Raw genomic sequence first — 26,937 nt, forward strand, 5'->3', positions numbered from 1 at the left:
CCCGTGCCGTGTGTCTCCCGGACCGCTCGGGTTCGGGAGACGGCCTCGACGTGAGGAATGTGGAAACCATGGGTGTTCCGATCACTGTGCCGGCGGTGTCCGCCGCGGCCGGACCGGTCCGGTTCGCCACGCACATCCATCGGCCGGGGTCCGCCACGGTGATCGCGGAGACGCACGGTCCCGTGGCCGACGATGCCTCGACGCGGTGGCCCGGATGAGGCCCGACAGCCGCTCGGACCGGATCCAGGTGCTGGTCGCCGAGCAGGCGGCCCGGCGCGGCGCCCGGGCCGGCGTGGTGGACGTGTGTGCCGCGGCCGTGGCCGCGCTGCCGGTCGGCGGGGCCGGGCTGTCGGCGATGTCCCGGACCGCGGGAAGCCATCCGCTGTGCAGCACGGACGACATCAGCGCACAGTTGGAGGAGCTCCAGCTCATGCTGGGCGAGGGACCGTGCGTGGACGCCTTCGTACGGGGTTCCGCCGTCTTGACGCCCGATCTGCTCACCGGTGAACTCCAGGAGCACTGGGCCGTGTTCGCCGACGCGGCCCTGGAAGCCGGAGCGCGGGCCGTCTTCGCACTCCCCCTGCAGATGGGAGCGATCATCCCGGGAGTTCTGGACCTGTACGCCGACGTGCCGACCGTGCTCGACGCCGAGCAGCTGGCCGACGCGCTGGCGTCCGCCTCGACGATCTGCGTGTCGAGCAGAAGCAGTGTCGCGAGATCGGCGAACGCCAGAACATCGACATGGAGCAGGCCTTCACCGCACTGCGCGGCTACGCCCGCTCCCACAACCGTCGCCTGGTCGATGTGGCCCGCGCGTTCATCAACGGCTCGGAGCCCCTCGTCGGCCAGGGCACCTGACCACCCGAACGGCCTCGCCCACAACGACCGGACCCCACGGTCCGAGCAGCCGAACGGGCCAGGAACCGTGGACGCGTTCGGGACTTGTCGGCAGGGCTGCTCAGCAGGGGCCGTCCGACGGTCGGCCGGGACGAAGGCACCGGAGAGTTGAGTTCACAGCTCCCGGTGCCATCCGTCGAGGCACCGCGTTACCCCGTGTCCGCCACGTGCAGGTGCCGCAGCGCCCGGCTGAGTTCCCGCCGTATCTCTTCCGGGAGTGGGAGCGTCTCGTCGTCCGTCGTGGCCACCAGGGCCGCGGCCACGTCCCGGAGCTTGATGTTGCAGTGCTGCGACACACTCACGAGCAGGTCCCAGGCCCTCTCACCGGAGCACGGTGCCAGGGCCATCACCATGCCGCGGGCCTGGTCGATGACCGCACGGGTCACCAGGGCGTTCCCCAACTGCTCGTTCCTGGCGGGCAGTTCGACAACCTCGGCCAGCAGAGCCGCGTCCTTCGCCAGAGCGACAGCCGTCACCAGCCGCTCTTCTTCGCGGTGCGTGGTCACCTGGTGCACGGTGGGCCTCCCAGGAGCGGAGAAGGACATCGCTGCCGGGGACCGGGGCCTGACTCGTCAGCGTAGTCCTGCCCAAAGCTCGCGGATAGCGTGCGACATCTGCGGGTACTTGCTGCAGTGGATGGCTGCCGCCCCGGCCCCCGATCGCCGGTTTCCGCCTCGGGCGCACAACGCGGGAAGGACGCACTCGATGCAGCTCTCGTGAAGGTCCGACCAGCACAGACCGTAGTAAAATTGTTGCGGTTGGTGCACTCTCACGTGCAACCGACAGGCGCCTCGCCCAGAGGGGAAACGGCATGATCCAGGCAGCCGACATCCGAGAATGGCGCAACCAGGACGTGGTCGATCCGAAGGGGCACAGGATCGGCGTACTCGAAGCCGTCTACGTGGACACCGCCACCGACGAACCGGCCGTGGCCACCGTCCGGACCGGACTGCCCACCAGGCAGCGTCTGGTCTTCGTCCCTCTCGACGAGACAACTCTCGGGCCGGGCTATCTCAAGGTCTCCTATGCCAAGAGCCTGGTGAAGAAGGCTCCTTCGATCGGCACGGACGACATTCTGCCCGCCGAGCAGGAGGAAGAGATCTTCCACTACTACGGCATCGCCTACCAGCCGGGTGCCAACGGCGAGCGGCAACTCGCGCGCCGTTGAGGCGACATTCCGCCGAGACTGCGGTCCGCCGAGACGGCAGTCCACTCGAAGGGACTCGAAGGGAGGTGTGCGGGCGATGGTGCTCTTCCTGCTGGTCGTCCTCGCCGCCGTCGTCCTGGGGATCATCGGCGTGGCAGCGGACGGCCTGGGCTACCTGCTGGTCATCGGCATCATGCTCCTGGCAGCCGACGTGATCATTGCCGCCGTCGTCTGGTCCCGGCGTGCCAGGCGCCGTCCCGTTCGCTGACGGGGGCGGCGGCGGAGCGTCGTCGTAGAACGTCCCGGAAATCGGGGACCACGTCTCCCTACCGGGTCAGCCCGGCCTTCTCGCAGGCGCGCCGGAGTTCCGGGGCGCAGATCTGGTCGACGGTGTACACGCCGCCCTTGACGAGGGTCTGCTCGATGTTGTCGACCGTCACCGCGTTCGGAGTGAGCAGGACGGACGGGATGTCCTCGGTGGTGGGACTGTCGGTCGTCGTGGTGGCGACGTCGTCGAGTTCCTCGCCGCGCGCCAGGGCGACGGCCATGGCGGCGGCCGCGTCGGCCTCGGCCGCGAAGGGCTTGTAGACCGTCATGTACTGCTCGCCCCTGATGATGCGCCGCACGGCCTCGATGTCGGCGTCCTGACCGGTGATGGGAGGCAGCTTCCCTACACCGGCGCTCTTGAAGGCGGCGATGGCGCCCGCGGCGATGGAGTCGTTGGCCGCGAGGACGCCGTCGATCCGGTCGGGGCCGAGCGCGGCGATGGCGGCGGACATGTTGGTGTGGGCGTTCTCCTTGCTCCAGCCCAACGTGTCGTACGACCTGCTGATCGTCACCTTGCCTGTGATGACGGACAGGGCGCCCCGCTTGTACCACGCCGCGTTGGGGCTGGTCGGATCGCCGTTCAGCATGACGATGTTCTCGCCCTTCGCCCTGTCGCCCATGGCCTTCAGGAGCGCCTCGCCCTGGAGCCTGCCGACCTGTGCGCCGTCGACGGTGACATAGCCCGAGATCGGGCCCTCGGCGAGCCGGTCGTAGGCGACGACCGGGACATCCGCCTTGCGCGCCTCCTGGATCGAGGACCGGAGCGCCCGGGTGTCGGCGGCATCGAGGATCAGGACCTCGACGCCTTTGGTGATCATGGACATCATCTGTTGCCGCTGCCTCGCCGCGTCGTTCTCGGCGTTGCCGTACTCCATGGTGCAGCGGGGGCACAGCTCCTTGAGACGCTGCTCGATGAAGGGCTTGTCGGCATGCTCCCAGCGGGGCACCGCTCGGCTCGGGAGCAGCAGACCGACGGTGAAGCCGTCCCTGTCGGCCGCGTCGTCTCCTCCACAGGAGACCAGGGACATCGTCATGAGCCCGGCGACGAGCGCCGCGACGAGATGCCTCGTACGGGTTCTCATGGCGCGGCCCCTCGTTCCGTCCCGGGCTCCGGGTCCGCGGGAGTCGGCTCGCCCTGCGGCACCACGATCTCGCTCCACACCTGCTTGCCGTCGGCCACCGGCATCGAACCGAAGTTGTCCGACATCGCCTCGACCAGGAGCAGGCCCCGACCGCCGGTCGACTCCCAGTCCACGGTCACCGGCTTGGCGGGCGCACGCGGCGAGGAGTCGGTCACACAGACCCGGAGCCGGTCCCCGCGGAGCATCAGATCGACGCGGACGGGGCCCTGGGTGTGCACCAGGGCGTTGGTGACGAGTTCGGACACGACCAGCAGCACCGCGTCGGCCACGTCCTCGACCCGCCACTTGCGCAGCGTGCGCGCGGTGAACCGGCGGGCGTGCATGACGGCGTCGGGCAGCCGCCACACCGCCCAACCGGCCCGGATCGGCCGGGACTTCATACCGTCGTAGCGCAGCAGCAACAGCGCCACGTCGTCCTCGCGACGGTCGACACCGCCGAGCAGTTCGTCGGCCATCCGCCCCGGATCCGCGGGATCGGCGGCGGCGAGGGCGCTGCGTGTACGCCGCATACCGTCGTCCAGAGGCAGATCGGCCGCCTCGACCAGCCCGTCGGTGACCAGGGCGAGCACCGTGCCGGGGGTCAACGCGACGGCGGTCATGGGGAATTCGGCCTCCGCGAGAATGCCCAACGGGAGCCCGCCCTCGACCTGCACCTCCTCGGTCCTGCCGTCCGGATGGCGTATCAGCGGTGCGAGGTGCCCGGCCCGGACGAAGAGGGTGTTGCCCTCCTCCAGGTCCAGTTCGGCGTAGCAACAGGTGGCGAACAGATCGGTCTCCATGCCGACCAGGAGCCGGTTGGCGCGTGAGACGACCACGTCGGGCGGATGCCCCTCGACCGCGTAGGCCCTGACCGCGGTACGCATCTGCCCCATGATCGTCGCGGCCCCGGCGCTGTGTCCCTGTACGTCTCCGATGACCAGCGCCACCCGGTCCTCGGACAGGGCGATGACGTCGTACCAGTCGCCGCCCACCTGCAGCCCTCGCCTGGCGGGCAGATAGCGGGCGACAGCCGTGCCCCCGGGCAGCTCCGGGAGACGCCGGGGCAGCAGGCTTCGCTGCAGCATCGTCGCGAGCTCCTGCTCGGCGTCGTGCGCGTGAGCGCGGCTGAGGGCCTGCCCGACCAGCGCGGCGGTGGCGGTGAACAGGGACCGCTCCTCGGGGACGAAGTCGTGGGGCTCGTCCCAGCCGACCAGGCACACGCCCGCGACCCGGCCCTTGGCGGGAAGCGGCAGCACGGCCAGACCGCCGACCCCGATGCCCGCGAGTCCGGGTTCGAGGGCCGTGCCGGCGGACCACAGGTTCATCCGCCCGTCCCGCAGCGCCATTTGAAGAGTGGGCAGGGCACTGACCGGTGCGTCGGGCCACTCCGAACGCCACTCGGAACGCCACGACTCGGGCCAGGCGGCGGGCTGGGGCGGGTCGAGCACGGTGACCATGAGCCGGTCGTCCCGCAACTCGGCGAGTGCCACCCGGTCGGCGCCCAGCGGCTCGCGCAGGGCGGTGACCACCACCCGGCCGACGTCACGGACCGTTGTCGCGTCGTCGAGTGCGGCGGTCAGCCACTGGATCCTGGACACGTCGTCGGCGCTCTGCCGCAGGACCGAGGTCGCCGTCACCATGCCCAGCACCTGCTCCGGGCGGTCGTCGGTGCTCGCCACCACCCGGCAGGTCAGGCTCAGCCAGCGCATACCACCGGTGGGACGGCGGACACGGAACTCCAGCTCCCGGCGGCCGAACGCCTCCGTGGACGGTTCCAGTACCGAGATCAGCGCGTGCATGTCCTCCGGGAGCGCGTGCGCGAGGAGGGTGTCCACCTTGCCGTCGAAGTCGTCCGGTGTGATGCCGACCAGTTCGAGGAGTGCCTCGTCCGCCTCGATCAGACCGGTGTCCGGCATCAGGACGAACGAGCCGACGCCCAGACTCCGCAGGGCGGGGCTCAGCAGCGACGACGGCGCGGGGCGGTCGGCCTCGGTCCTGAGCAGTTCGGCGATCGCGTCGGCGTACCGCTCCAGGAAGCGCCGCTGCTCGGCCTCGAAGCCGACCGCGGACGCTCCCACGACGACGAGGCAGCCCAGCCGCCTGTCCTCCGTCCCGAGCGGCAGGGCGGCGAGCGGCGCCTCTGTCGGTGGCGCTTGTGCCTGCTGCACTCGTGCCTGCGGCGACTGTGCGGACGGCGGCGTCGGTCCGCCCTCGGAAGGCCCGCTCCCGGAAAGCCCGCCTTCGGAAAGCCGGCCTTCGGAATCCCGGCCCCCCGAGCGGGGAGCGAGTTCCGCGAGGTCCAGCCACAGCGGCCGGTCGGTACGGAAGGCGTGCGCCGCCGGTGAGTCGCCGGAGAGGGGCAGCCGCTCCGGCGGCAGGTACCGGGACGTGGCGCGTCCGGCCGTTTCCACCAGCCGGAGATCGCCGTTCCCGGCATCCGGCACATAGACCGCCGCCAACGCCACTCCGGCGAACGTCAGGGATCTGTCGCTCGCGGCGGCCTGCGGCAGAGGTGGCCGTGAACCGTTGTCGTCGGCGCCGGCCCGGGACTCCCGCGGCTCCGAGACTCCGGCCAGGGCGCGGCCGTCATGATGCATGTCCGCGACCTACCTCCGGTCCATGCGGCAGGTGCCGCTGGGTTGAGATCGGGCGCCCACCTACCAGAATCGCATATCAGGACCAACCCGACAGATCCGGTTGATCGCCGTCAGTGGCAGACCCGCCCCAGGGGCACCCGCGCCGGCCATGAGAGGCCGTCTCGGCGCCTCGGCGCAGCCACTTTCGCGCGGTGCCCTGCGCCCGTCGCCGAAGGCAGGAGCCGAACCGCCGCGGTCGACGGCCGGAGCCGGGCCGCTGCGTTCGCAGATCGCCACGGCCGGTGCCACAGTTAAGACGTGTTCGTCATGCCACGCCGGTCACACGCCAGCCCTTGACGCCGCGACGCACCCGGACCCGCCGGCCGTCTCGGGCCGGGCGCGGGCAACCGTGAGCGCCCCTCGTCACGCGAGGTGAAGGACAAGGGAGGTCTTTCACATGAAGGCCTGCATCCGGGGCGCGGCCATCGCCATGACCGTGATCTCGGCGGTGGTTGCCCTGGAGGCCTGCGGGCAGGACGCCGGGGACGACTCCGACACCGGGAGGGCGCTGAGCATCGGCGTGCTGCTGCCGGACTCCACCACGGCCCGCTGGGAGACACAGGACCGGCTCCTGCTCCAGAAGAGGATCACGGAGCTGTGCGACGACTGCGCGGTCGAGAACGCCAATGCCAAGGGCGACGTGGCCATCCAGCAGGAACAGATGGACTCGATGCTCACCAAGGGGGTCGACGCCATCGTCCTCGTGGCCGTGGACGCCAGATCGCTCCGCCCCGCGGTCAGGAAGGCGGACGAGGCGGGCGTCCCGGTCATCGCCTACGACCGCCTCGCCGAGGGCCCGATCGCGGGCTATGTCTCCTTCGACGGCGAGGAGGTCGGCAGACTCCAGGGCCGGGCACTGCTGACAGCGATGGGTGACAGGGCGCCCGGCGACCAGATCGTCATGATGAACGGCGACCCCAGCGACCCCAACGCGGTGTCGTTCAAGAAGGGCGCACTGTCCGTGCTCCAGGGGCGGGTGAGGATCGGCGAGGCGTACGACACCCTCCAGTGGAGGACGGAGACCGCGCACATGAACATGACCGCCGCGATCGCGGCCCTCGGTGTCGAGAACATCGACGGGGTGTACGCCGCCAATGACGGCCTCGCCGCCGGCTGTATCTCCTCCCTCAAGGCGAACAAGGTCGCCCCGCTGCCCCCGGTCACCGGGCAGGACGCCGAGCTCGGAGCCGTACGGCGCATCGTCGGCGGCGATCAGTACATGACCGTCTACAAGCCCTTCGCACCCGAGGCCTCCGCCGGCGCGGCCATGGCCGTGGCCGCGGCACGCCACGAAAGCCTCGACCGGGTCGCCAAGGGCGAGGTGACGCCCCGCGGCGGGCACACGGTTCCGGCCGTCCTCCTCACCCCCGTGTCCGTGACGCTCGACACGATCAAGGACACCTTGGTGAACGACGGCGTGTACACGGTCGAGCAGATCTGCACCCCCCAACTCGGGGCCGCCTGCGACAGGGCCGGACTCACCTGACAAGCAGGTTCCGACCAGGTCCGGCCCGCCCCCGGGAAGGAGATGGTTTCCGTGACGGGTCCCCCCTTGCTGGCACTGCACGGCGTATGCAAACGCTTCGGCGTCATCGAGGTCCTCGACGACATCGAGCTGGAGATCCACGCCGGACAGGTCGTCGCTCTGCTGGGCGACAACGGGGCGGGCAAGTCCACCCTGGTCAAGGTGATCTCCGGGGTCTCCCCCGCGGACAGGGGCTCCATCGAGTGGGAGGGCCGGGCGGTCCACATCAGGCGTCCCCACGACGCCCGGGACCTCGGCATCGCAGCCGTCTACCAGGACCTCGCGCTGTGCGGAAACCTCGACGTCGTCGGCAATCTGTTCCTCGGACAGGAGATCCGCAGGCTCGGGTTCCTGGACGAGGTGGAGATGGAGCGCCGCACCCGAGGCCTGCTGGACCGCCTGACCCGGGGCATCCCCGATCTGCGCGCCCCCGTCGTCTCGCTGTCCAGCGGTCAGCGGCAGACGGTCGCCATCGCTCGTTCGCTGCTCGGCGACCCGCGGGTCCTCCTCCTCGACGAACCGACCGCGGCGCTGGGCTTCGAGCAGACCAGCGAGGTCCTGGACCTCGTCGACCAGTTGCGTGACCGTGGTCTGGGCGTCCTGCTCATCAGCCACAACATGGGTGACATCAAGGCTCTCGCGGACCGGGCGGCCGTCCTGCGGCTGGGCCGCAACAACGGCTTCTTCGACGTGAACACCTCGTCCCAGGAGCAGATCATCTCCTCCATCACCGGCGCCACGGAGAACGTGCCCCGCCGGACGGCCTCCCAGGAGGCGGGGTGGTGAAAGGGATGCGCAACACGGCGGACTCCGCACGGACCGAATCCACCGCACCCGGCGCCGGTCGGCCGCGGCGTGGGCGGACCGTCGCCCGTGCCGCGGAGAGGGGGATCGCCTACCTCCGGCGCAAGCTGCGGGCCGGCGAAGTGGGCTCTCTCCCCGTCGTCCTCGTCCTCGCCGCGGTCTGGATCATCTTCCAGTCGCTCAACTCGAACTTCCTGTCCCCCCGGAACCTGTCGAACCTCAGCGTGGACATCGTGGGTACGGGTCTGATCGCGGTCGGCATCGTCTTCGTACTGCTGCTCGGTGAACTCGATCTGTCGGTCGGCTCGATCAGCGGTCTGGCGGCGGCGGCCTTCGCCGTGCTGAACGTCAACCACGGCGTGCCGGAATGGCTCGCCGTCATCATCGCGGTGCTCGCGGGAACCCTGGCGGGAACCGTCCAGGGCTTCTCCGTGGCCAGGACCCGGGTGCCGGCGTTCGTCGTCACCCTCGCCGGGCTGCTCACCTGGAACGGCCTCATGCTCTACGTCCTCGGGACCAGCGGCACGGTCAACCTCGACGAGAACGGGCTGGTCGCCAAGCTGACCAGCTACTACTTCACCAACGACGCCGCGGCCTACGCTCTGGCGGCGGTCGCCGCGGGTGTGGTCTTCCTGGTGTCCTACCAGGACATGCGGCGGCGCAAGGCCGTCGGTATGCCGCACCGCTCGCTCCGGGGGATCGTGGTGCGCACGGGAGGTCTCGCGGTGGTCGCGTTCGCCGCCGCGTATCTGCTCAACCGTTTCCAGGGACTGCCGCTCGCGCTCCTGATCTTCCTCGTGGTGGTGGCCGGCCTCGACATCATTCTCCGCCGTACGCACTACGGTCGGCAGGTCTACGCGCTGGGCGGCAGCATGGAGGCGGCCCGGCGCGCCAGCCTGAGCGTGACGCGGGTGCAGACCGCGGTACTCGCGGTCTCGGGCACCATGGCCGCGGTCGGCGGACTGTTCCTGGCCTCGCGCATCACGTCGGTGAGCCAGGGTTCGGGCTCGGGCGTCCTGCTGGTCAACGCCATCGCGGCGGCCGTCATCGGCGGCACCAGTCTGTTCGGCGGACGCGGCACCACCTGGTCCGCGGTGCTCGGCATGCTGATCATCCAGTCGATCGCCTCGGGCATGGCGATCACGGACACCCCCACGGCCGTCCAGTTCATCATCACGGGCGGGGTGCTCTTCGCCGCGGTACTCATCGACTCTCTGGCGCGACGCTCCCAGCAGGCCCGCGGACGGGCCTGACGCTCTCGTACGCATCCGTCCCGGCCGTCCGCAAGACCGTCCGGGCGGTTTCTATCTGAAACGTCAAGTAATGGCCATAGGTTGCCCGGTTGCGTACACCAACTGTCCCTCCAGCACCTACTCTCGCCCCAAGTCCATTCGACGATGAACAGGCGAGCTGAGGGCAATGGAGCCACTTCGTCCCACGGATCCGGAGCACTTGGGGCCGTACCGTCCTGTCGCGCGACTCGGCGCCGGAGGGATGGGGGAGGTCTTCCTCGCCCGGGACGACCAGCAGCGGACCGTGGCCGTCAAGGTCATCCGGCCGGAGCTGGCCGCGAACAGGGACTTCCGGATCCGTTTCCGGCGCGAGGTGGACGCGGCGCGGGCGGTGAGCGGCAGATACACGGCGACCGTCGTGGACGCCGACCCGGACGGCCCCGTCCCCTGGCTCGCCACCGCGCACATCCTCGGTCCGACGCTGGCCGACGCCGTCGAGGAGCACGGACCGCTGCCGCCCAGGTCGGTACTGGCCCTCGGAGCCGGACTCGCCGAGGCGCTGATCGCCGTGCACTCCGCGGGGCTGGTGCACCGCGATCTCAAACCGTCCAACGTGCTGCTGTCCGCCGAGGGCCCGCGGGTCATCGACTTCGGCATCGTCCGCGCCACCGACGGCTACGAACTCACCCTGTCCGGTGTGCTGCTGGGCTCCCCGCGGTACATGTGCCCCGAGCACGCCACGGGTGACCCGATGGGCCCGGAGGGGGACGTGTTCTGTCTCGGCTCGGTCCTCGCCTTCGCCGCCACCGGGAACGCGCCCTTCGACGGCTCGTCGGCGGCCACCCTGTTGTACCAAGTGGTGCACGGTACGCCGGATCTGACGGGCGTTCCGGATCCGCTGGACACGATCATCGAGCTCTGCCTCGACAAGTCCCCGACGGCCCGGCCCACTCCGGACCGGGTGTCGGCGGCGTGCGCGCCGGGTGGTACCGACGCGCTGGACTGGGAGGGCTGGCTGCCGGAACCCGTGGCCGCCTCGATCAGCCGGCAGGCCGCCGACCTCATGGACCTGGACCTCGGGCCCGGACCGGGTACGGACGTCGCCGAGCGTGAGCCCGCCCGCGCCACCACCGGCCACATGGCCGCCACCGGTGTCCGCACCGACCCGCGCGGCACCGTTCAGCAGCTCGTCACCGAGCGCCCGAGCCCCCATCGCGTCGTCTTCCCCGAAGCGCCGACGCCCAGCCCGCCGCCCGGCAAGTCGCCCGACCCGGTCACCCACCGAGCGCGGCGGTCGGCCGGGCCGCGTCCCTCCCGCCGTACGGTCCTTGCGGCCGCCGCGCTCGGCGTCGTCACTCTTGGTTCCGGCGTCGCGGCACTGCTCGGTGAGCCGAAGGAGCGGGCCAAGTCGGCCCCGGAGCCGGCCGGTCCGGCGCCGAAGCCGCTGTGGGTCTACCGGGGCGACCCGCTCGTCGAGGCGCCTGCGGTCTTCTACAAGGACACGGCCCTGCTCAAGTCGCAGTCAGGCGCGTTGTTCTGCCTCGGTCTCGCCGACGGCACCAGCCCCCGGTGGATCTACCGGGGCATCAGCCAGTCCCCCACCCCGCCCCTCCTCGTCTCGGGCGATGTCGTCGCCCTCGGCACCGGCGCGACCGTGCTGGGCGTCAACCCGGTCACCGGCATCGAGCGGTTCTCCCTGGACTTCGGAGAGGACTTCCGGTTCGACACGCTGCTCGGCGGGTTCAACGACCAGCGGGTCACCATCTCGGGTCTGCGGTTCAGCCGCCCGGACGGGTCGCAGGGGTCGGCCACCTCCACGAACGTCGTCCTCAACACGGATCTGCGGGAGCGCCGGGCCGATGTCATCCCCATCAGCGGGGAGGACATCGGCCTCGATCTGAAGCCCGTCATGGCATCCCGGCGCTTCATCTACATGGACGGGCTGCACCGCCTCACGGCCCGTGGCACCGCGAGCACCGGGGACGTGCTGTGGCGCCGGCCCATGAACTCCGACTCGGACGCCCGCTCGGCCCCGGTGGTGCTCGGCGGAACCGTCTTCGCCGTCGACAGCGAACTCATCGCCGTGGACGTGGAGTCCGGGGCGGTTCGCTGGCGGGTGAAGGAGGAGAAGGGCGGCTTCGCCTCCGTGGCCGCAGCGGCCGGCACGGTGTACTGCACCACCAGGAACCCGCACGGCATCCAGGCGTTCGACGCCGCCGACGGCACCCGGCGCTGGTTCCGCCGGACCCCTCGGCTCGATCTGGGCAACGCCCTCGTCGCGGGCGGCGGCGCGGTGTTCGTCACGGCCGCCCGCAACAGGGACGGGTTCTACGCGATCGACGCCCAGAAGGGCGAGCTGCTCTGGAACTTCACCGACGGCCAGGACGCCGGCATCAACGACTGGCAACTCGCCTGCGACAGCGACGGCCCCCTGATCGCCCAGCACTTCAACAAGGTGTACGCCCTGCCGATACCGCGACTCTGAAAACCCCGGGACCACACCCGTGATGCAATGGGGCCACTTAACAGATCTTGGGGCGGAGTGGGCGTGTTGAGCAACGGTGGGCCCGGCGCGGGATGTTTCCAGCCGCTGGAGGACGGCGATCCGCGGATCGTGGGCGGCTACCGGCTGGTGGCACGGCTCGGGTCCGGCGGCATGGGGCGGGTCTATCTCTCGCACACGCCGGGCGGACGGGCCGTCGCGGTCAAGGTGATCCGGCCGGAGCTGGCCGAGAACGCCGAGTTCCGCAAGCGGTTCCAGGCCGAGGTGGCGGCCGCGAGCCGAGTGCACGGGCTCTATACGGCCCCGGTCGTGGACAGCGACACCGAGGGCTCGATCCCGTGGTGTGCGACCGCCTATGTGCCGGGTCCGTCCCTCGCCGACGCGATACGCGACCACGGGCCACTGCCCGTCGACACCGTGCTGCGGCTGATCGCCGGTGTCGCGGAGGCACTGCAGGCGGTGCACCGTGAGGGCATCGTGCACCGGGACCTCAAGCCGTCGAACGTGCTGCTCGCCGACGACGGCCCGCGCGTCATCGACTTCGGTGTCGCACGGGCCGCGGACGCCACCTCGGTGACGCAGAGCGGCATGGCCCTCGGCACGGTCGCCTACATGGCGCCGGAGCAGGCGCTCGGCGGCGAGGCCGCCGCCTCTGCCGACGTGTTCGCGCTGGGGCAGACCGCCGTGTTCGCCTCGACGGGCCGCGGCGCCTTCGGGGACGGGGACGCGCACGCGGTGCTCTACCGGGTGGTGCACGAGCAGCCCGACCTCGGCCAAGTACCCGAAGAAATACGAGAGTTGGTGGCGCAGTGTCTGCGCAAGCCCGCTGCCGAGCGGCCTTCCGTCGAGGAGGTCATCCGCTCGGTTCAGGCGATCCAGGCGCATCGCGGTGACGAGGCCCGGTACACATCGGGGGCATGGCTCCCGGGCGAGCTGGTGGCGGGGATAGCGGCTCGGGCCGAAGGAGCCCATCAGGCCCAGGCCAGGGCCCAGGCACCGGCGGAGGCGGCTCCGAGCGCTCACGGTTCCCGCGGATTCGGGGCCGCAGGCGCTGGCGAATTCGGGGCCGCAGGTTCCGGTGGTTTCGGGGCCGCGGGCTCGGGCGGCGGCTTCGGCCCCGCCGGCTCAGGCGGTTTCGGCCCCGCGGCGGCCTACTCCCCCACCTCGCCGTCCCAAGCAGCGCAGTCCCATGCCGCACACCCTCACGCCGCACAGTCCCACGCCGCGCTGCCCGGACCGTTCGTGATGGGGAATCCGGCCGCACCGGGTGCGTACACACCGACTCCATGGCCCCAGCCGCAGGAGCCCGCGGCCGCGCAGACCTCCACGGTCACCACGAACGGCACGGGCCGCGGGGCTCGGCCCTGGATGCTGTCGGCGGCCGCAGTCGTGCTCGTCGCAGGTGGGGCGGCCGCCGCGCTGCTGTTCGTCCCGGGGGACGACGACAAGGACGACACCGGGGCCTCGGAGGTGGCCGCGTCGCAGTCGGCTCCCAAGGCCGACAAGTCCCCGTCGGCGTCCGGCTCCCCGTCGGCCAAGGCGTCGAAGAAGCCGAAGCCCGCCAAGTCCGCGCTGCCGTCCGGCCCTTCGGGGCCCGCGACACCCACACAGGCTCCGAGCCCGGCTCCCCCGGCCGCGTCCAGCGAGCCGTCGGCGCCGAAGGCCCCGGCCCCGGTCACGTACTCCGGGATCCGGATGACCGCGAGCCACGACCTGTATCTGGCGGACACCCCGGTGCGCCCCAAGGCGGACACCGGCAGCTCGGATGAGGATCTGACGTACGCCGTCTACTCCTCGGGCGCCGTCCTCGCCCCCGGCACCACCTCCGGCAGCTCCCTCGCCCTGCTCCCGGCGGGGCGGCAGGGCAGCGTGGAGGCGTGCAAGGCCGCGACCGGCTACAAGAGCTACATCTGGATCAAGGACCTCACCGCGGGCCGACAGATGTGCGTCATCAGCGGGACGGGACACGTGGGGCTCGTGACGTACCGGGGTTCGTCCGGGACGACGTACGCCACCCTGGACGTGAAGGTGTGGCGCGACGCGGCCTAGGGGCCGAAGCTCCGGCCCCGGCCTGACAGTTGACGGTCCCTACAGCTCCTGGTCGCCGAAGGGGAGCGCGTCCAGGTCCCCGTCGAACTCCCCGACGTTCGGGAGCATCAGCTCCAGGGCGTCGGACGGCTCGTCCTTGCGGCTGTCGGGGCCGAGGAGTGCCTGCTCGGTCCAGATGCACTTTCCTGTGGCGGTGTAGCGCGTGCCCCAGCGCCGGGAGAGCGCCGTGATCAGTTGCAGTCCGCGGCCTCCCTCGTCGGTTTCCGTCGCCCGGCGGATGCGGGGCATCGTCAGGCTGCCGTCGAAGACCTCGCAGACCAGCTCGTCGTCGTGCAGGAGGCGCAGGCTGACGGGCCCCTTGGCGTGGCGTACGACGTTGCCGACCAGTTCGCTGGCCAGGAGTTCCGTGGTGGGTGTCAGGCTGTCGAGGCCCCAGGCGGAGAGCTGCTCACGGACGTGGCGGCGGGCCTGGCCGGCCGCCCTGGGGTCCTCGGGGAGCGACCAGGAGGCCATCCTCTCGACGGGCAGGGCGTGCAGCCGGGCGACGAGGAGCGCCGCGTCGTCGGCCGCCTGGTGCTCGGCGGGGAGAAGGCCGGCCGTCAGGGTGTCACAGAGACGTTCGAGACGATCGCGTTCCCCGTCCGGGTCCACGTCCGTGATGTGCGCCGCGTGCAGCAGCCCGGCCAGGTCCGCCATGCCCTCGTCGATCTCGCGCGTGGACGACTCCACCAGGCCGTCGGTGTAGAGCACCAGCAGGCTGCCCTCCGGCACCGCCAACTCGACTGTCTCGAAAGGTGGTTCGGCCGCGCCCAGCGGAGGGTCGGGGGCCAGTTCCGGAAAGTGGACCCTGCCGTCGGGATGGACCACGGCCGGCGGGGGATGGCCTGCCCGGGTGATGGAGCAGATCTGCGTGGTCGAGTCGTACAGCGCGTACAGGCAGGTGACGTACGACTCCTCGCCCATGCCTCCGACGATGTCGTTCAGATGGCTCATGATCTCGTCGGGCGGCAGTTCCAGGTCGGCGAGGGTGTGGACCGCCGTGCGCAGGCGGCCCATCGTCGCCGCCTCCGGCAGGCCGTGGCCCATCACGTCGCCGACCACCAGGGCCACCTGGCCACCCGAGAGCGGGATGATGTCGTACCAGTCGCCCCCCACGTCCATGCCCTGTCCTGCGGGGAGGTAGCGGGCCGCCGCCGTGCATGCCGACGGCGTGGGCAGGTCCCTGGGGAGCAGGCTGCGCTGGAGTTCGCGGGATCGGGTGTGTTCGGCGTCGTAGAGCCTCGCCCGTTCCAGGGCCTGGGCGACCAGGGCGCTGATCGTGGTCAGCAGGGTGCGTTCGTCGTCGGTGAGGCGGCGCGGACGGTCGAAGGCCACTACACAGACGCCGAAGGTGACGCCGGACGCCGTCAACGGCAGGAACGCCCACGCCTGTTTGCCCGCACGCCCGGGCAGATCGGCCTGCCCCGGTGAGCGCGCGACGAGTTCCTGCGCGGAGGACAGGAAGAGCGGTGTGTCGGACGTGACCGCGTCCCAGCCCGGGTCGCCGGATATTCGCGGGCGGCGGTCGACAGTGGCGAGGAAGTCGTCGGGGTAGCCGACCGCTCCCACGGTGTGCAGCAACTCGCCCTCGACCGTCTGCACCAGGAGTCCGGCGGCGGCGAACGGCGGCAGCACCCGTGGGGCGAGCGCGTCCACCACGTCCCGTGAGGTCGTCGCCTTCGCGAGGGACGCCGTCAGCTCCGCTATCTGGGCCGCGCGCTCGGACGCGACCCGCTCGGCGGCCTGACGCTCCTCCTCGTGCCGCCGCCTCTCGGTGACGTCGGTGAAGTAGAGGGTGCGGCCGTCGGGGCCGGGGACCAGCCGCAGGTGGTAGCGGCGGTCGTCCTCCGGCATGTGTACGTCGAAGCTGGCGGGCTTGTCCTCGGCCGCGGCCTTGCGAAAGCGGCTCTCCATGCCGGGCACCTGCTGTGCGGAGGGCAGTTCCCACAGGACACGCCCGAACAACTCCTCCTCGGAGAGGCCCAGCGTGCGTTCCGCCTCAAGGTTGGCGAAGGTGATCCGCCACTCGTCGTCGAACGCCAGGAAGCCGTCGCTCATATGGCGCAGGGCGCGGCTGAGGGCGTCGCGGGCGGACCGGGACTCGTTGCTCTCCCAGCCCACGCCGATCATCCGGAGGGGTTCGCCGTGTTCGTCGTACGTGGCCCTGCCGCGGGCCTGGGTCCAGCCGTACGTGCCGTCCAGGCCGCGTACGCGGTACTCCGCCTCGTAGACCGTGTGGTCGCGGATCGCCCGCTGAGCGGCGCCGAGCGTCGGGGCGAGGTCGTCGGGGTGGACGGTCCTCATCCAGTTCTCGATCTTGCCGGTGAAGTCGGCCGGTCTGGTGCCGTAGAGCTCCAGGGCGGCCTCGTCCCAGATCAGGTCGCCGGTCCGGATGTCCCAGTCCCAGGAGCCGACGCTGACCTCCTTGAGTGCCTGCCGCAGGCGCTCGCCGCTGAGCTCGGTCTGCGCGGGCCCGGCCGGCGGGGGCGCCTGGGCCATGCGCTCCTCGGTCCAGGCGATCACGGCCCGCAGGAAGTCCCACTGCTCCGCGGTCGGCTCGCCCCCCTCGCCCGTGACGACGGAGAGGGCCCCGATGCTGCGGTCCCCGCTGGACAGCGGGGCGGCCGCCAGTCCGCTGCCCGGCCATGCGGCCTCCCCGGCCACGGAATGTGCAGTGAGTTCCCGAGGTGCCCAGACGCCGCTGCCCTGGTGCAGGGCGCGGGCGGGGGCCAGCGGGCCCTCCTGGTCGATGATCTCCCAGGCCCGGGTGAGGACCGGTGGGAGACCGGCGGCGGACACCAGCCGCAGGGCGGACATGGGGCCACGAAGGTGGATCATCCCTCCCAGGGCACCGAGCTCGCCCACCGCGTGCTGGAGTGCCAACCGGAAGATCTCGCTCTCCGCGACACCTGGTTCCACCGTGCTGAGCAGAGCCAGCCGTGCATTCATACGATAAATTTTACCGTTCTGGCCTCACCGGATGCGGGCCTTCGCAGGAATCACACCTTCGCAGCCACCCTCCCTTACCTGGTCTTCAACACCTGCTGCTTCAGGCTGAGTTGCTGTCGTGACGATGGCCGGTTCGACACTCCCGCACCCCGTGTAACGCCCCTTCGCCCCGGGCAGTCCTCCGGTCACGGCGACACACGAGGAGCGGCATGGACATCGGCGTCTTCATCCCCATCGGCAACAACGGCTGGCTCATATCGAAGAGTTCGCCGCAGTACCTGCCGAGCTTCGAGCTGAACAAGGCCGTGGTGCAGAAGGCCGAGGAGTACGGGTTCGACTTCGCCCTGTCGATGATCAAACTCAAGGGATTCGGCGGCGAGACCGGGTTCTGGGACCACAACCTGGAGTCGTTCACCCTGATGGCCGGCCTGGCCGCCGTCACCGACCGGATCAAGCTGTACGCCTCCACACCGATCCTCGCACTGCCCCCGGCAATCGTCGCGCGCATGGCGGTGACGGTCGACTCGATCGCTCCCGGCCGCTTCGGCGTCAACATCGTCACGGGCTGGGCGCCCGGTGAGTACGCGCAGATGGGCCTGTGGCCGGGTGACGAGCACTTCGGCAGCCGGTACGCCCGTGCCGTCGAGTACGTCACCGTGATGAAGGAGCTGTGGAGCGAGGGAGTCAGCAACTTCAAGGGCGAGTTCTACGAGATGGACGACTGCGTCCTTTCACCGCGGCCGGCGAACGGGCACATCGACGTCGTCGCCGCGGGCCAGAGCAGCACGGGAATGAGGTTCGCCGCCGAGCACGCCGAGTACAACTTCATCCTGGGCAGTGGCGTGAACACTCCCCTCGCGCTCTCGGACACCACGGCCTCGCTCGTGGACATGGCGCGCGGCACCGCCCGTGACGTCGGGGCGCTCTCCCTCTTCATGGTCATCGCGGACGAGACCGACGAGGCGGCCCGGGCGAAGTGGCAGGACTACCACGACAACGCCGACCTCGCCGCGCTGGCGTACATGGCGGGTGAATCGGCCACGGACACAGCCGCCGACGACTCCTCGACCGCCCGGACCATCTCGCTGCCCGAAGGGGCGGTGAACTTCAACATGGGCACGCTCGTCGGTTCGTACGAGACCGTCGCGAGGATGCTCGACGAGGTCGCCGGGGTCGACGGCACCAAGGGGATCATGCTGGTCTTCGACGACTTCCTCGAAGGCATCGAGACTTTCGGTACGCGCGTCCAGCCGCTGATGAAGTGCCGCTCGGACAGGTCGGCCGCGCCCTGAGGGCGAGGAGTGAGCCAGACCACAACAAAAACGGTGCCGTATCGATAGTGGCGGAGCTACTCTGGTCATCGAGGTGAACGAAACAGTTTCGTTCAGGGCTCCGCGCATGCCCCCGGCGAGGACGCCGCCCATCGCCCCTCCCCATGGAGAACGCCTGCCATGACCTCCGTACTCATCGTGAACGACCAGTCCCTCCAGCGGCTCGGTCTGCGGATGCTCCTGGCCGCCGAGCCCGACCTGACCGTCGTCGGCGAAGCGGCGACCGGGGCCGAGGCGGTTCGCCTCAGCGCCGAACTCCGCCCCGACGTCGTCCTGTTGGACAGCAACGTCTCCGACACGGACGGCATCGCGACCATCCGCCGTATCGCCCACCCCTCCCTCCTCCCGCTGGTTTCGGAACTCACCGGAGCCGGTCCGCAGCGCCCGCGCGTACTCGTCCTGACACCTGCCGGCCGGGAGAGAAGCGCCTACGCCGCGCTGCGTGCCGGAGCGGCCGGATTCCTTCTCCAGCACGCAACCCCCGACGAGTTGACCGCGGCCATCCGCATCGTGGCCGCCGGAGACGCCGTCATCACTCCCGGCCTGACCCGCACGCTCATCGACACCGTCCGTCAGCAGCGCCCCGCCCGCCCTCTCGACGGGCAAGCCGGCCTCGGCACCCTCACCGGGCGCGAACGCGACGTCCTCACCGCCGTCGCCTCCGGCTGGTCCAACGCCGAGATCGCCGAGCGCCTGTCCATCGCCCCGACCACCGTGAAGACCCACGTCAGCAACATCCTCGCCAAGATCGGCGCCCACGCCCGCGTCCAGGCTGTGGTCTTCGCCTACGAGTCCGGCCTGGTGCGCCCGGCGGCCTGACACCGACCGGGCCGAGCCCGACGGCCACGATCACGGGTGGCCGAGTACTGTCCCCAGGACCTGCCGGACGGTAGTCTCCGGCCACCTGACTGTCACGGTTCCGGACACCCGGGCCCGCACGGGCACCGGTACCCTCTGCGGATTCACACTCAGTTCCCCGCCCGGGTGCAGGCGGAGGCCCTCGTGGCGCATTCTTGCTGTGTCAGCCACTCGGCGGCGCACGGACGAGGTAGGGCCGATGACTGGGAGAGCCGAGCACGACACCCGGACGCCCGGACGCCTGGCCGCACTGCTGACCGGGATCACGGCGGAGGCGATCGGCGCGGCCGACGGCTTCGCGGGAGGCGTGTACCTGCGGTCCAGTACGCCCGGGCTGCTGCGGCTGGCCGTGCTCTCGGGGCTGCCGGGGCCCCTGTTCCGCCCCTGGTGGCGCCTGCACGTCGACCGTCGGTTCCCGGTCGCGGACGCCTACCGGCTGGGCGTCCAGGTGGTGCTCCCGGACGCCACGGAGACGATGCGCCGCTACCCCCAGTTCGCGGCCGGCCTGCCGTTCCAGTTCGGATCCGTGTACGTGCCCGTGGTCGAAGGGTCGACGGTCTACGGCGTACTGACCCTCCTGCGCCCCTCGACGTCGGACGCCACCACCGTGCTGCCCGACCGTGACCGCATGGCACAGCTTGCCGAGGATCTGGGCGCGGCTCTGCGGAGCCTGGAGGACGCCGACGGGTCTCCGGTCGCCTGGGACGACGAACCGCTGTGCGTGCGCCCACCGGCCGCGGGCCCTCCTGCCGCGCCCGTCGGGCGTTTCGCCTGGGATCCGGCAACGGATGTCGTGACCGCCGACAACCGTCTGCGTGCCCTGCTCGGGGTGGCGCCGGGACAGTCCGCCGACACCCCGCAGGCACTCGCGGACGCCGTGGCCGCCGCCGACTCCCATCAGATCCTGGCCGCCCTGCGGGAGACGGCAGCGGGAAGACCGCCGCCGCTGCCCCTGCACGTACACGCCGTGGACGGCACTCCTCGGCTGATGGACCTCTGGACCCCGCACGACACGGCCGCACCGCCCGGAGGGCACCCGGTCCGCGGGATCGTCCTCGATCCGCACGTCGGCTCGGCGGCCGACAAGGCGGCCGACCTGCTCCCGGAGGGCGTGTTCTGTCTCGACCGGCTGGGCCTGGTCGTCTACGCGAATCCGCGGGCGGCGGAGATCCTGGGCCGCCCGCGGTCCGAACTTCTGGGCCGCACCCTGTGGGAGGCGGCGCCGTGGCTCGACCGGCCCGCCTACGAGGACCATCTGCGGGAAGCCCTGCTTGCACCGCATCCGGTGCACTGCCACGTCGTACGGCCGCTCAAGCACGAGGAGGTGCCTCTCGCGGATCCCCACGGAGGTGACTGGTTCTCGCTCTCCGTCTACCCGGGGCCCGGCATCCTCACCTGCAAGCTCGTTCCGGCCGACCGCATGGCGGACCCGCCTCCCGAGCCGGCGCCGCGACCCGGATCGGAGGCACCGGCCGACGCGCCCCTGGCCGACGGATCCCCGGCCGCGGTCACCTCCATGGCTCCGCTGTACCGCCCGATCATCCTCGCGATCGCGCTGACCGAGGCGGTCACCGCCCATCAGGTGTCCGCGGTCGTGATGCAGGAACTGCTGCCGGCCTTCGGCGGCCGTCGGCTCGCCATCTACCTGCTGCAGGACCGGCATCTGTATCTCGCCTGGGAATCGGGCTTCCCCAAGGGTTTCCTCGCGCCGTTCGACGGGGTCGGTCTCGACACCCGGCTGCCCGGCGTGGAGACCCTCACCACCGGTAAGCCGCTCTTCTTCGAGTCGATGCACCAGCTCACGGCCGCCTACCCCGGCATCCCGCTCGACGCGACGGAAGGAGCCCGCGCCTTCCTGCCCCTCATCGCCTCAGGGCGCCCCGTCGGCTCCTGCATTCTCGGCTTCGACCGCCCCCGCAACTTCAGCACCGAGGAACGCACGGTGCTCACCGCCCTCGCCGGGCTGATCGCCCACGCCATGGAGAAGGCACACCGCTACGACACCGAGGCCGCGCTCGCCCGCGGGCTCCAGCAGGCGCTCCTCCCCCGGCGTCTGTCGGGCCATCCGCGGGTGGAGACCGTCGGACGCTATCTGGCGGGCACCCAGGGAATGGACGTGGGAGGGGACTGGTACGACGTCGTCGAGTCCGGGGACGGTCTCGCCCTGGTCATCGGCGACGTCCAGGGACACGGCGTCCAGGCCGCCGCCACCATGGGGCAACTGCGCAGTGCCGTAAGGGCCTTCGCGCTCGGCGACCATCCGCCCGACGAGGTCCTCAGCGGCACCAACCGTCTCCTGATCGACCTCGATCCCGGCCTGTTCGCCAGTTGCTGCTACATCCGGCTGGACCCCGTCACCGGTCTTGCCCGGGTCGCCCGCGCCGGGCATCCCCCGCCGATCCTGCGCTTCCCGGACGGCCGCACCCACGTCCTGGACATCCCCGGCGGCGTCGTGCTCGGCGTCGACGCACACGCTCAGTACCCGGTGACGGAGTTGCAGCTGGAGCCCGGCGCCATCCTCGCGCTCTACACGGACGGGCTGGTCGAACGGCCGGGCGTCGACATCGACGAGGGCATCACCGCGCTGCGCGTGGCGCTGGCCCGGGCCGGTTCGCCCGCCGCCCGCCCCGGCGGCCGTTCGCTGGCCGCAGTCGCCGACCGGCTCACCGCCAGGGCCCGGCACGTCGCCGACCGCCCCGACGACATAGCGCTGCTGCTGACGGCACGCCGCCCGGCGTCGGGGCACCACCGCTGAGCGACGGCACTCCACCCGGGGGGGCAGCCGTACGGGCTCATCCGCGCGGCGGGGCAATCGGGCGCCCGAGACGCACGGGGACCCCCGGGGAGTACAGCACGCTCACCGGTTCACCGACCGGCGTCGGCAGCCCGGCCGACTCGACGAGGTTCTCCTCGCACGCGACCAGCGTCGCCCGGTGCAGCGGCCAGCGTGGATGGTCGTTCGGCAGAAAGCCCGCGTCGCCGAAGAACGGGTTGTGCATGCCCCACCGAGCGGTCAGGAAGTGCTCAAGACCGGTCGGCTCGGTTATGCGCTCCCCGGGCCTGACGACGAGCCGGCTGTACGCGCCGCGCGGCCCCGGCACGCGCCTCGCGCTGGTGTAGCCGACGGTGCCCTCGCCGGTCCGCACGGACATACGGGACCACACGTACGGCAGCCGGAACGCGAGGCGTCCCATGACCACCGGCAGGAGCCGGGACGCGTCCATGGAGCGGAAGACCACACCGCGGCGGCCGTGCGCGTCCACCGAGTACAGGCGCACGTTGGTCTCCGGGAAGGAGCCGAGGTACGGCACTCCCGGCAGGCGCAGCCAGCCCACCTTGTGCATCCGGAACGCGACGAGCCCGACGAAGGTGACGCCGTCCACGGTGTCGGGAACGGTGCCGTCCGGCAGCAGTCCCGCCACGGCCGCCGGATCCACGGCCCAGTGCACGAAGGTGAGGTCCAGCCACTGCTGGGTGAGCAGGGGGCGGCTCAGTGCGACCGGGGCGTCGGGCGTGACCGGTTCCGGCTCGGACGAGGTGATCGACACGAGCGAAAGCATCGCAGGACCCTGTCCGGGGCACGGCGAGAACGCGTGCTGTGTGACGCGTCTGGCACCGGTACGCACCGGTGCCGTCGTTCCGGGCCCACCGTCGTACGCCGGCCCCGGAGGGGTCCCGGGGCCGAGGCGGGGGTCAGACATCGGTGGGCAGGCCGCTCACCTCCGCGATGCCGCGCAGCTCCTCGTCCTGCCGGTGCCGTTCACCGATGAAGTCGGCGATCTCCTGGCACCTGGCCGGATCGGCCGCGGTGCCCGAGTCCGTGACGACCCTGACGGGTCCGACCTCCTCGGTCTCGATCTCGACGATCTGGTTGTCCAGCCGTCCCGTGACGGCGACGGCCACGACGAGGGACGCCTCGTCGCGGACTTCCTGCGAGACGCTCGCACCGTCCTCGCCGTCGAGACTCAACTCGATCGGCCCAGCGCGTTGCTCCTGCATCGCCTCCAGCACTGGTTCGACCATGCGGAGCAGCACCGCGTAGTCCGAGGGCGCCATACGCACGCGCAACAGGTCGAGATAGAGGTCCACGGGCCGGTCTTCGGGCGGAAACTCTGATTCGCTCATGGGACTCGACTTCCCCGATGTGGCCAACATGATCGCATCTGGGGCCAAAATGGTGGATCTCCGCGCCCGCCGCCACTCGGGAACCGGTTTTGTGCCCGGTCTAGGCGCCGCGGCGCACCCGGGCGGCCTTGCGGGCCTCGGCCGTCTGCCGGGCCTCGGCGGACCGGCGGGACTCGCCACCGGCGCGTCCCGGACGGGTGCCCATGCCGCGGAAGGGGGTACCGCCGCGCTGGGGACGCTCCGTGACCGGCGCGCTTCCGTCGACCGGGATCCCGGAGGGCGCCTGAGCACCGGTGATGCGGCTCAGGTCGGCCTCTCCTGAGCGGACCTGGGTGATCTGCGGCCTGATGCGGGCGTCGGACATCAGCCGGGTCATGTCACGGCGCTGATTGGGCAGCACCAGCGTGACGACACTGCCGGACTCCCCGGCACGGGCAGTGCGGCCTCCGCGGTGCAGATAGTCCTTGTGGTCGGCGGGCGGGTCCACGTTGACGACGAGGTCCAGGTCGTCGATGTGGATGCCTCGGGCCGCGACGTTGGTCGCCACCAGCACCGTGACCTGGCCGTCCTTGAACTGGGCCAGGGTGCGGGTGCGCTGGGGCTGCGACTTGCCGCCGTGCAGCGCCGCGGCCCGCACCCCGCTGCCCAGCAGGTGCCGGGTGAACTGGTCCACGGCGTGCTTGGTGTCCAGGAACATCAGCACCCGCCCGTCGCGGGCGGCGATCTCCGTGGCGGCGGCGTGCTTGTCCGCCCCGTGCACGTACAGCACGTGGTGCTCCATCGTGGTGACCGTGCCCGCCGACGGGTCGACCGAGTGGACCACCGGGTCGTGGAGGTAGCGCCGGACCAGGAGGTCGATGTTGCGGTCCAGGGTGGCCGAGAACAGCATCCGCTGACCGTCGGGCCGTACCTGGTCGAGCAGCTCGGTGACCTGGGGCATGAAGCCCATGTCGGCCATCTGGTCCGCCTCGTCCAGGACGGTGATCTCCACCCGGTCCAGGCGGCAGTCCTTGCGCTCGACGAGATCCATGAGACGGCCCGGGGTCGCGACGACGACCTCGGCACCGCCCCGCAGAGCCCCGGCCTGCCGGCCGATCGACATACCGCCGACCACGGTGGCCAGCCGCAGCTTGAGCGGCCGGGCGTACGGGGTCAGCGCGTCGGTGACCTGCTGGGCCAGCTCACGGGTGGGAACGAGGATCATCGCGAGCGGCTTCCGGGGCTCGGCACGCCGCCCGGCCAGGCGTACGAGGAGTGCCAGGCCGAAGGCGAGCGTCTTGCCCGAGCCGGTGCGCCCGCGGCCGAGGACGTCACGGCCCGCGAGGGAGTTCGGCAGCGTGGCGGCCTGGATCGGGAACGGCTCGGTCACGCCGAGGCGGGTGAGCGTGTCCAGCAACTCGGCGGGAAGGCCCAGTTCACCGAAGGTCGCAACAGCGGGGAGGCCCGGGGTGACGGTGGTCGGCGGTGTGAACTCGCCCTGCACCGCGGCGGGCCTGCGTCCGCTGCCACCCGACCGGGTGACGGGTCGCCCCTGGCCCTGCGGGCGGGCACGGCCGCCCCGGCCGGAACCGCCGAAGCCGTCCTTTCGGCCCTTGGAAAAACCGTCGTTCGTGCGAGCTGAGCGGTTCATGAAGAACCTTCCTCGATAGGGCACGTATCGAGGAATTCTCGGCGGACACAAGCCGAACGAATTGCAAGAACGAGCCGGGTGCGGGACCGGAAAAAGCGCCGGCCGCAGCGATGTGACACAAGAAGGAAGTCCCGGTCAGGACTTCCTGGAAAAAATCAGCAAGCTGGGGCCCCACCGCGAGGTGGGACCCCAGCTGCCTTGTACGATTCGACGTCAGGCAGGCGTGATGTTCTCCGCCTGCGGGCCCTTCTGACCCTGGGTGATGTCGAAGTTCACCTTCTGGCCCTCCTGGAGCTCACGAAAGCCCTGGGTGGCGATGTTCGAGTAGTGGGCGAAGACGTCGGGGCCGCCGCCCTCCTGCTCGATGAAGCCGAAGCCCTTTTCCGAGTTGAACCACTTGACGGTTCCAGTAGCCATGTCATTTCCCCTTCGGGGCAGTACCCGGGGGTCCGCACTGTGTGAACCCCTGCGTCGCCGCAATGAACCCGTCCGGAAAGAGCGCCGGAAATACAAAAGCGCCCGGCGATATGTAATCATCCGAGCCACTTGAAGTGTGCGGGAACTACAATTGCAACTGGATCAAGACTATCACGACCCACCCATACGGCAACGGCTGACCCGCCCTGATCTCCACGGGCCTCGACGAGGAGTTCAGGGGCCGGGCCCCGGGTCCGGTTTCACGGCGTCGGTGATTCCGGCGCGGGCGGCCTCGAGCTGGGCGGCGAAGGCGACGCCGAGGAAGAGCGCGACACCGGTGAGGTTCGCCCACAGCAGCAGGGCGACGAAGGCGGTGAGCGGTCCGTACACGGCACCGAAGGACCCGCTGCTGGCGACGTAGAACGCCAACAGCCAGGTGGCCGCGACCCACAGCACCAGATGGACCGCCGAGCCGAAGGCGAGCCAGGTGTAGCCCGGCTGGTCCCTGCGGGGAGCCCAGCGGAAGATCACCGCCGAGGCGACCCAGACGAACACCACGCCCAGCGGCACCTGGAGCGGCCCCCACCAGTCGAGGTTGTCGCGCGACCAGCCGAGGGCCTGGACCACCGACTCCCCCACCGCGTCGCCGGCGACCAGGACGAGGAAACCGAGGACCATCGGCATGCCCGCGGCGAGGGCGAGCAGCAGGGACCGGCCGTACTTGGCCAGGAGCGGACGGTCGCGCTCGATCCCGTAGATGCGGTTGGCGCCCCTTTCGACCTGGCCCATGGCCGAGGCCAGGTTGAGTACGGCGAAGGCCAGGCCCAGCCACATCGCCAGGGCGCTCCAGATCCCGGACCCGGCACTGCGCTCGGTCTCGGCCAGGGCGTCCTCGACCAGGTCGGCGCTGGCGCCGGGCACGATCCGGCTGAGGGTGAGTTCGATGATCCGGCCGACACTCTCGGTGTGGACGGTGGTGGCGACGCCCACCAGGGCGATGGTGAAGGGCACCATGCCCAGGACCACCTGGAAGCCGAGGGAGCGTGCGCTGGTGAAGCCGTCCGCGTAGCGGAAGCGGGCGAACGCGTCCACCAGCAGGCGACGGCCCCCGTAGCGCCGCAGCGCGGTGAGCGCCTCGTCACCGGACAGCTCCTCCCCGATCATGTCCCGCGTCTGCGGGACGTGCCCAGCGGTGCCCATCGCTCACGTCTCCTCGTTCTGTGAAATTCGGTGAATCCTTTTCCGGGTCGGGAATGATTCGGTCCTTCGGGGGAAGCCCGCCGAATTCTCGACCCACCCGTGTTTGGACGGGCTTTCTGCGGTCAGCCGTAATAGTAGAGTGCACCG

21 protein-coding genes are annotated in these 26,937 nt (G+C 70.8%); 12 read left to right on the top strand and 9 right to left on the bottom strand.

Annotated elements, in window-relative coordinates; all coding sequences use genetic code 11:
• Window positions 1-68: 68 nt before the first annotated feature.
• Both ACZ5VQ_RS03130 and ACZ5VQ_RS03135 read left to right on the top strand, forming a co-directional pair.
• Entirely contained in the window at window positions 69-218 is a 150-nt protein-coding gene (locus ACZ5VQ_RS03130) for a hypothetical protein (protein WP_469103404.1), read from the top strand.
• The gene (locus tag ACZ5VQ_RS03135; protein WP_469103405.1) at window positions 215-1,009 is read left to right on the top strand and encodes a GAF domain-containing protein; all 795 of its coding nucleotides are present in this window, start codon (window positions 215-217) and stop codon (window positions 1,007-1,009) included. The genes ACZ5VQ_RS03130 and ACZ5VQ_RS03135 overlap by 4 nt, the downstream gene beginning before the upstream one ends.
• Before the next feature lie 37 nt (window positions 1,010-1,046).
• Here the strand turns inward: ACZ5VQ_RS03135 and ACZ5VQ_RS03140 are convergent, their stop codons facing one another.
• A complete protein-coding gene (locus ACZ5VQ_RS03140) occupies window positions 1,047-1,403 on the bottom strand; it encodes an ANTAR domain-containing protein (protein ID WP_469103406.1) in 357 nt (118 codons plus the stop codon).
• A 305-nt stretch (window positions 1,404-1,708) separates the two neighbouring features.
• Here ACZ5VQ_RS03140 and ACZ5VQ_RS03145 point away from each other — a divergent pair, with 305 nt between their 5' ends.
• Complete coding sequence (locus ACZ5VQ_RS03145) at window positions 1,709-2,065, top strand: PRC-barrel domain-containing protein (protein WP_200394065.1); 357 nt, start codon at window positions 1,709-1,711, stop codon at window positions 2,063-2,065.
• A gap of 76 nt (window positions 2,066-2,141) precedes the next feature.
• Complete coding sequence (locus tag ACZ5VQ_RS03150) at window positions 2,142-2,312, top strand: hypothetical protein (protein WP_383956111.1); 171 nt, start codon at window positions 2,142-2,144, stop codon at window positions 2,310-2,312.
• 58 nt (window positions 2,313-2,370) lie between these two features.
• On the opposite strand, the gene ACZ5VQ_RS03155 is transcribed toward ACZ5VQ_RS03150, so the two are convergent.
• Both ACZ5VQ_RS03155 and ACZ5VQ_RS03160 read right to left on the bottom strand, forming a co-directional pair.
• Window positions 2,371-3,453: a sugar ABC transporter substrate-binding protein gene (locus ACZ5VQ_RS03155; RefSeq protein ID WP_469103407.1), complete on the bottom strand. Its 1,083-nt coding sequence runs from the start codon at window positions 3,451-3,453 to the stop codon at window positions 2,371-2,373.
• Window positions 3,450-6,089, bottom strand: a complete 2,640-nt coding sequence (locus tag ACZ5VQ_RS03160; RefSeq protein ID WP_469103408.1) for a SpoIIE family protein phosphatase — start codon at window positions 6,087-6,089, stop codon at window positions 3,450-3,452. The genes ACZ5VQ_RS03155 and ACZ5VQ_RS03160 overlap by 4 nt, the downstream gene beginning before the upstream one ends.
• Before the next feature lie 436 nt (window positions 6,090-6,525).
• On the opposite strand from ACZ5VQ_RS03160, the gene ACZ5VQ_RS03165 reads away from it, so the two are divergent.
• From ACZ5VQ_RS03165 to ACZ5VQ_RS03185, 5 genes are all read left to right on the top strand, one after another.
• Window positions 6,526-7,614, top strand: a complete 1,089-nt coding sequence (locus ACZ5VQ_RS03165; RefSeq protein WP_362083940.1) for a sugar ABC transporter substrate-binding protein — start codon at window positions 6,526-6,528, stop codon at window positions 7,612-7,614.
• A gap of 42 nt (window positions 7,615-7,656) precedes the next feature.
• The gene (locus ACZ5VQ_RS03170; protein ID WP_469103409.1) at window positions 7,657-8,439 is read left to right on the top strand and encodes an ATP-binding cassette domain-containing protein; all 783 of its coding nucleotides are present in this window, start codon (window positions 7,657-7,659) and stop codon (window positions 8,437-8,439) included.
• Window positions 8,440-8,444: 5 nt separating this feature from the next.
• On the top strand, window positions 8,445-9,710 hold the full coding sequence (locus tag ACZ5VQ_RS03175; RefSeq protein ID WP_469103410.1) for a sugar ABC transporter permease: 1,266 nt from the start codon (window positions 8,445-8,447) through the stop codon (window positions 9,708-9,710).
• A gap of 241 nt (window positions 9,711-9,951) precedes the next feature.
• Complete coding sequence (locus ACZ5VQ_RS03180; RefSeq protein WP_469103411.1) at window positions 9,952-12,174, top strand: protein kinase domain-containing protein; 2,223 nt, start codon at window positions 9,952-9,954, stop codon at window positions 12,172-12,174.
• A 63-nt stretch (window positions 12,175-12,237) separates the two neighbouring features.
• Window positions 12,238-14,241 (top strand): serine/threonine-protein kinase, encoded by a 2,004-nt coding sequence (locus ACZ5VQ_RS03185; protein ID WP_469103412.1) that lies wholly within the window; start codon window positions 12,238-12,240, stop codon window positions 14,239-14,241.
• 39 nt (window positions 14,242-14,280) lie between these two features.
• Here ACZ5VQ_RS03185 and ACZ5VQ_RS03190 read toward each other — a convergent pair whose 3' ends face one another.
• Complete coding sequence (locus ACZ5VQ_RS03190; RefSeq protein ID WP_469103413.1) at window positions 14,281-17,229, bottom strand: SpoIIE family protein phosphatase; 2,949 nt, start codon at window positions 17,227-17,229, stop codon at window positions 14,281-14,283.
• Between the two features lie 209 nt (window positions 17,230-17,438).
• Here ACZ5VQ_RS03190 and rutA point away from each other — a divergent pair, with 209 nt between their 5' ends.
• The 3 genes from rutA (at window position 17,439) to ACZ5VQ_RS03205 (ending at window position 22,173) form a co-directional block, all read left to right on the top strand.
• The gene (rutA, locus tag ACZ5VQ_RS03195; protein WP_469103414.1) at window positions 17,439-18,521 is read left to right on the top strand and encodes a pyrimidine utilization protein A; all 1,083 of its coding nucleotides are present in this window, start codon (window positions 17,439-17,441) and stop codon (window positions 18,519-18,521) included.
• Window positions 18,522-18,680: 159 nt separating this feature from the next.
• Entirely contained in the window at window positions 18,681-19,379 is a 699-nt protein-coding gene (locus tag ACZ5VQ_RS03200; RefSeq protein WP_469103415.1) for a LuxR C-terminal-related transcriptional regulator, read from the top strand.
• Window positions 19,380-19,617: 238 nt separating this feature from the next.
• Entirely contained in the window at window positions 19,618-22,173 is a 2,556-nt protein-coding gene (locus tag ACZ5VQ_RS03205; RefSeq protein ID WP_469103416.1) for a SpoIIE family protein phosphatase, read from the top strand.
• Between the two features lie 37 nt (window positions 22,174-22,210).
• Here the strand turns inward: ACZ5VQ_RS03205 and ACZ5VQ_RS03210 are convergent, their stop codons facing one another.
• The 5 genes from ACZ5VQ_RS03210 to ACZ5VQ_RS03230 all read right to left on the bottom strand — a co-directional run bounded on the left by ACZ5VQ_RS03210 (window position 22,211) and on the right by ACZ5VQ_RS03230 (window position 26,790).
• Window positions 22,211-22,978 carry a YqjF family protein gene (locus ACZ5VQ_RS03210; protein ID WP_469103417.1) on the bottom strand — a complete coding sequence of 256 codons (768 nt, stop codon included), beginning with the start codon at window positions 22,976-22,978 and terminating at the stop codon, window positions 22,211-22,213.
• A 133-nt stretch (window positions 22,979-23,111) separates the two neighbouring features.
• Window positions 23,112-23,543: a hypothetical protein gene (locus ACZ5VQ_RS03215; RefSeq protein ID WP_362083970.1), complete on the bottom strand. Its 432-nt coding sequence runs from the start codon at window positions 23,541-23,543 to the stop codon at window positions 23,112-23,114.
• 100 nt (window positions 23,544-23,643) lie between these two features.
• Window positions 23,644-25,173 (bottom strand): DEAD/DEAH box helicase, encoded by a 1,530-nt coding sequence (locus tag ACZ5VQ_RS03220; RefSeq protein WP_469103418.1) that lies wholly within the window; start codon window positions 25,171-25,173, stop codon window positions 23,644-23,646.
• Window positions 25,174-25,386: 213 nt separating this feature from the next.
• On the bottom strand, window positions 25,387-25,590 hold the full coding sequence (locus ACZ5VQ_RS03225) for a cold-shock protein (RefSeq protein ID WP_055614959.1): 204 nt from the start codon (window positions 25,588-25,590) through the stop codon (window positions 25,387-25,389).
• A gap of 234 nt (window positions 25,591-25,824) precedes the next feature.
• On the bottom strand, window positions 25,825-26,790 hold the full coding sequence (locus ACZ5VQ_RS03230; protein WP_469103419.1) for a YihY/virulence factor BrkB family protein: 966 nt from the start codon (window positions 26,788-26,790) through the stop codon (window positions 25,825-25,827).
• Window positions 26,791-26,937 lie beyond the last annotated feature (147 nt).

The organism is Streptomyces sp. NPDC033178 (assembly GCF_055577685.1).

Bases quoted from the DNA above. Each gene is read 5' to 3' on its own strand.
- ACZ5VQ_RS03130 (WP_469103404.1), top strand. From the start codon at position 69: ATGGGTGTTCCGATCACTGTGCCGGCGGTGTCCGCCGCGGCCGGACCG.
- ACZ5VQ_RS03135 (WP_469103405.1), top strand. From the start codon at position 215: ATGAGGCCCGACAGCCGCTCGGACCGGATCCAGGTGCTGGTCGCCGAG.
- ACZ5VQ_RS03145 (WP_200394065.1), top strand. From the start codon at position 1,709: ATGATCCAGGCAGCCGACATCCGAGAATGGCGCAACCAGGACGTGGTC.
- ACZ5VQ_RS03150 (WP_383956111.1), top strand. From the start codon at position 2,142: ATGGTGCTCTTCCTGCTGGTCGTCCTCGCCGCCGTCGTCCTGGGGATC.
- ACZ5VQ_RS03155 (WP_469103407.1), bottom strand. From the start codon at position 3,453: ATGAGAACCCGTACGAGGCATCTCGTCGCGGCGCTCGTCGCCGGGCTC.
- ACZ5VQ_RS03160 (WP_469103408.1), bottom strand. From the start codon at position 6,089: ATGCATCATGACGGCCGCGCCCTGGCCGGAGTCTCGGAGCCGCGGGAG.
- ACZ5VQ_RS03165 (WP_362083940.1), top strand. From the start codon at position 6,526: ATGAAGGCCTGCATCCGGGGCGCGGCCATCGCCATGACCGTGATCTCG.
- ACZ5VQ_RS03170 (WP_469103409.1), top strand. From the start codon at position 7,657: ATGGTTTCCGTGACGGGTCCCCCCTTGCTGGCACTGCACGGCGTATGC.
- ACZ5VQ_RS03175 (WP_469103410.1), top strand. From the start codon at position 8,445: ATGCGCAACACGGCGGACTCCGCACGGACCGAATCCACCGCACCCGGC.
- ACZ5VQ_RS03180 (WP_469103411.1), top strand. From the start codon at position 9,952: ATGGGGGAGGTCTTCCTCGCCCGGGACGACCAGCAGCGGACCGTGGCC.
- ACZ5VQ_RS03190 (WP_469103413.1), bottom strand. From the start codon at position 17,229: ATGAATGCACGGCTGGCTCTGCTCAGCACGGTGGAACCAGGTGTCGCG.
- rutA (WP_469103414.1), top strand. From the start codon at position 17,439: ATGGACATCGGCGTCTTCATCCCCATCGGCAACAACGGCTGGCTCATA.
- ACZ5VQ_RS03200 (WP_469103415.1), top strand. From the start codon at position 18,681: ATGACCTCCGTACTCATCGTGAACGACCAGTCCCTCCAGCGGCTCGGT.
- ACZ5VQ_RS03205 (WP_469103416.1), top strand. From the start codon at position 19,618: ATGACTGGGAGAGCCGAGCACGACACCCGGACGCCCGGACGCCTGGCC.
- ACZ5VQ_RS03210 (WP_469103417.1), bottom strand. From the start codon at position 22,978: ATGCTTTCGCTCGTGTCGATCACCTCGTCCGAGCCGGAACCGGTCACG.
- ACZ5VQ_RS03215 (WP_362083970.1), bottom strand. From the start codon at position 23,543: ATGAGCGAATCAGAGTTTCCGCCCGAAGACCGGCCCGTGGACCTCTAT.
- ACZ5VQ_RS03220 (WP_469103418.1), bottom strand. From the start codon at position 25,173: ATGAACCGCTCAGCTCGCACGAACGACGGTTTTTCCAAGGGCCGAAAG.
- ACZ5VQ_RS03225 (WP_055614959.1), bottom strand. From the start codon at position 25,590: ATGGCTACTGGAACCGTCAAGTGGTTCAACTCGGAAAAGGGCTTCGGC.
- ACZ5VQ_RS03230 (WP_469103419.1), bottom strand. From the start codon at position 26,790: ATGGGCACCGCTGGGCACGTCCCGCAGACGCGGGACATGATCGGGGAG.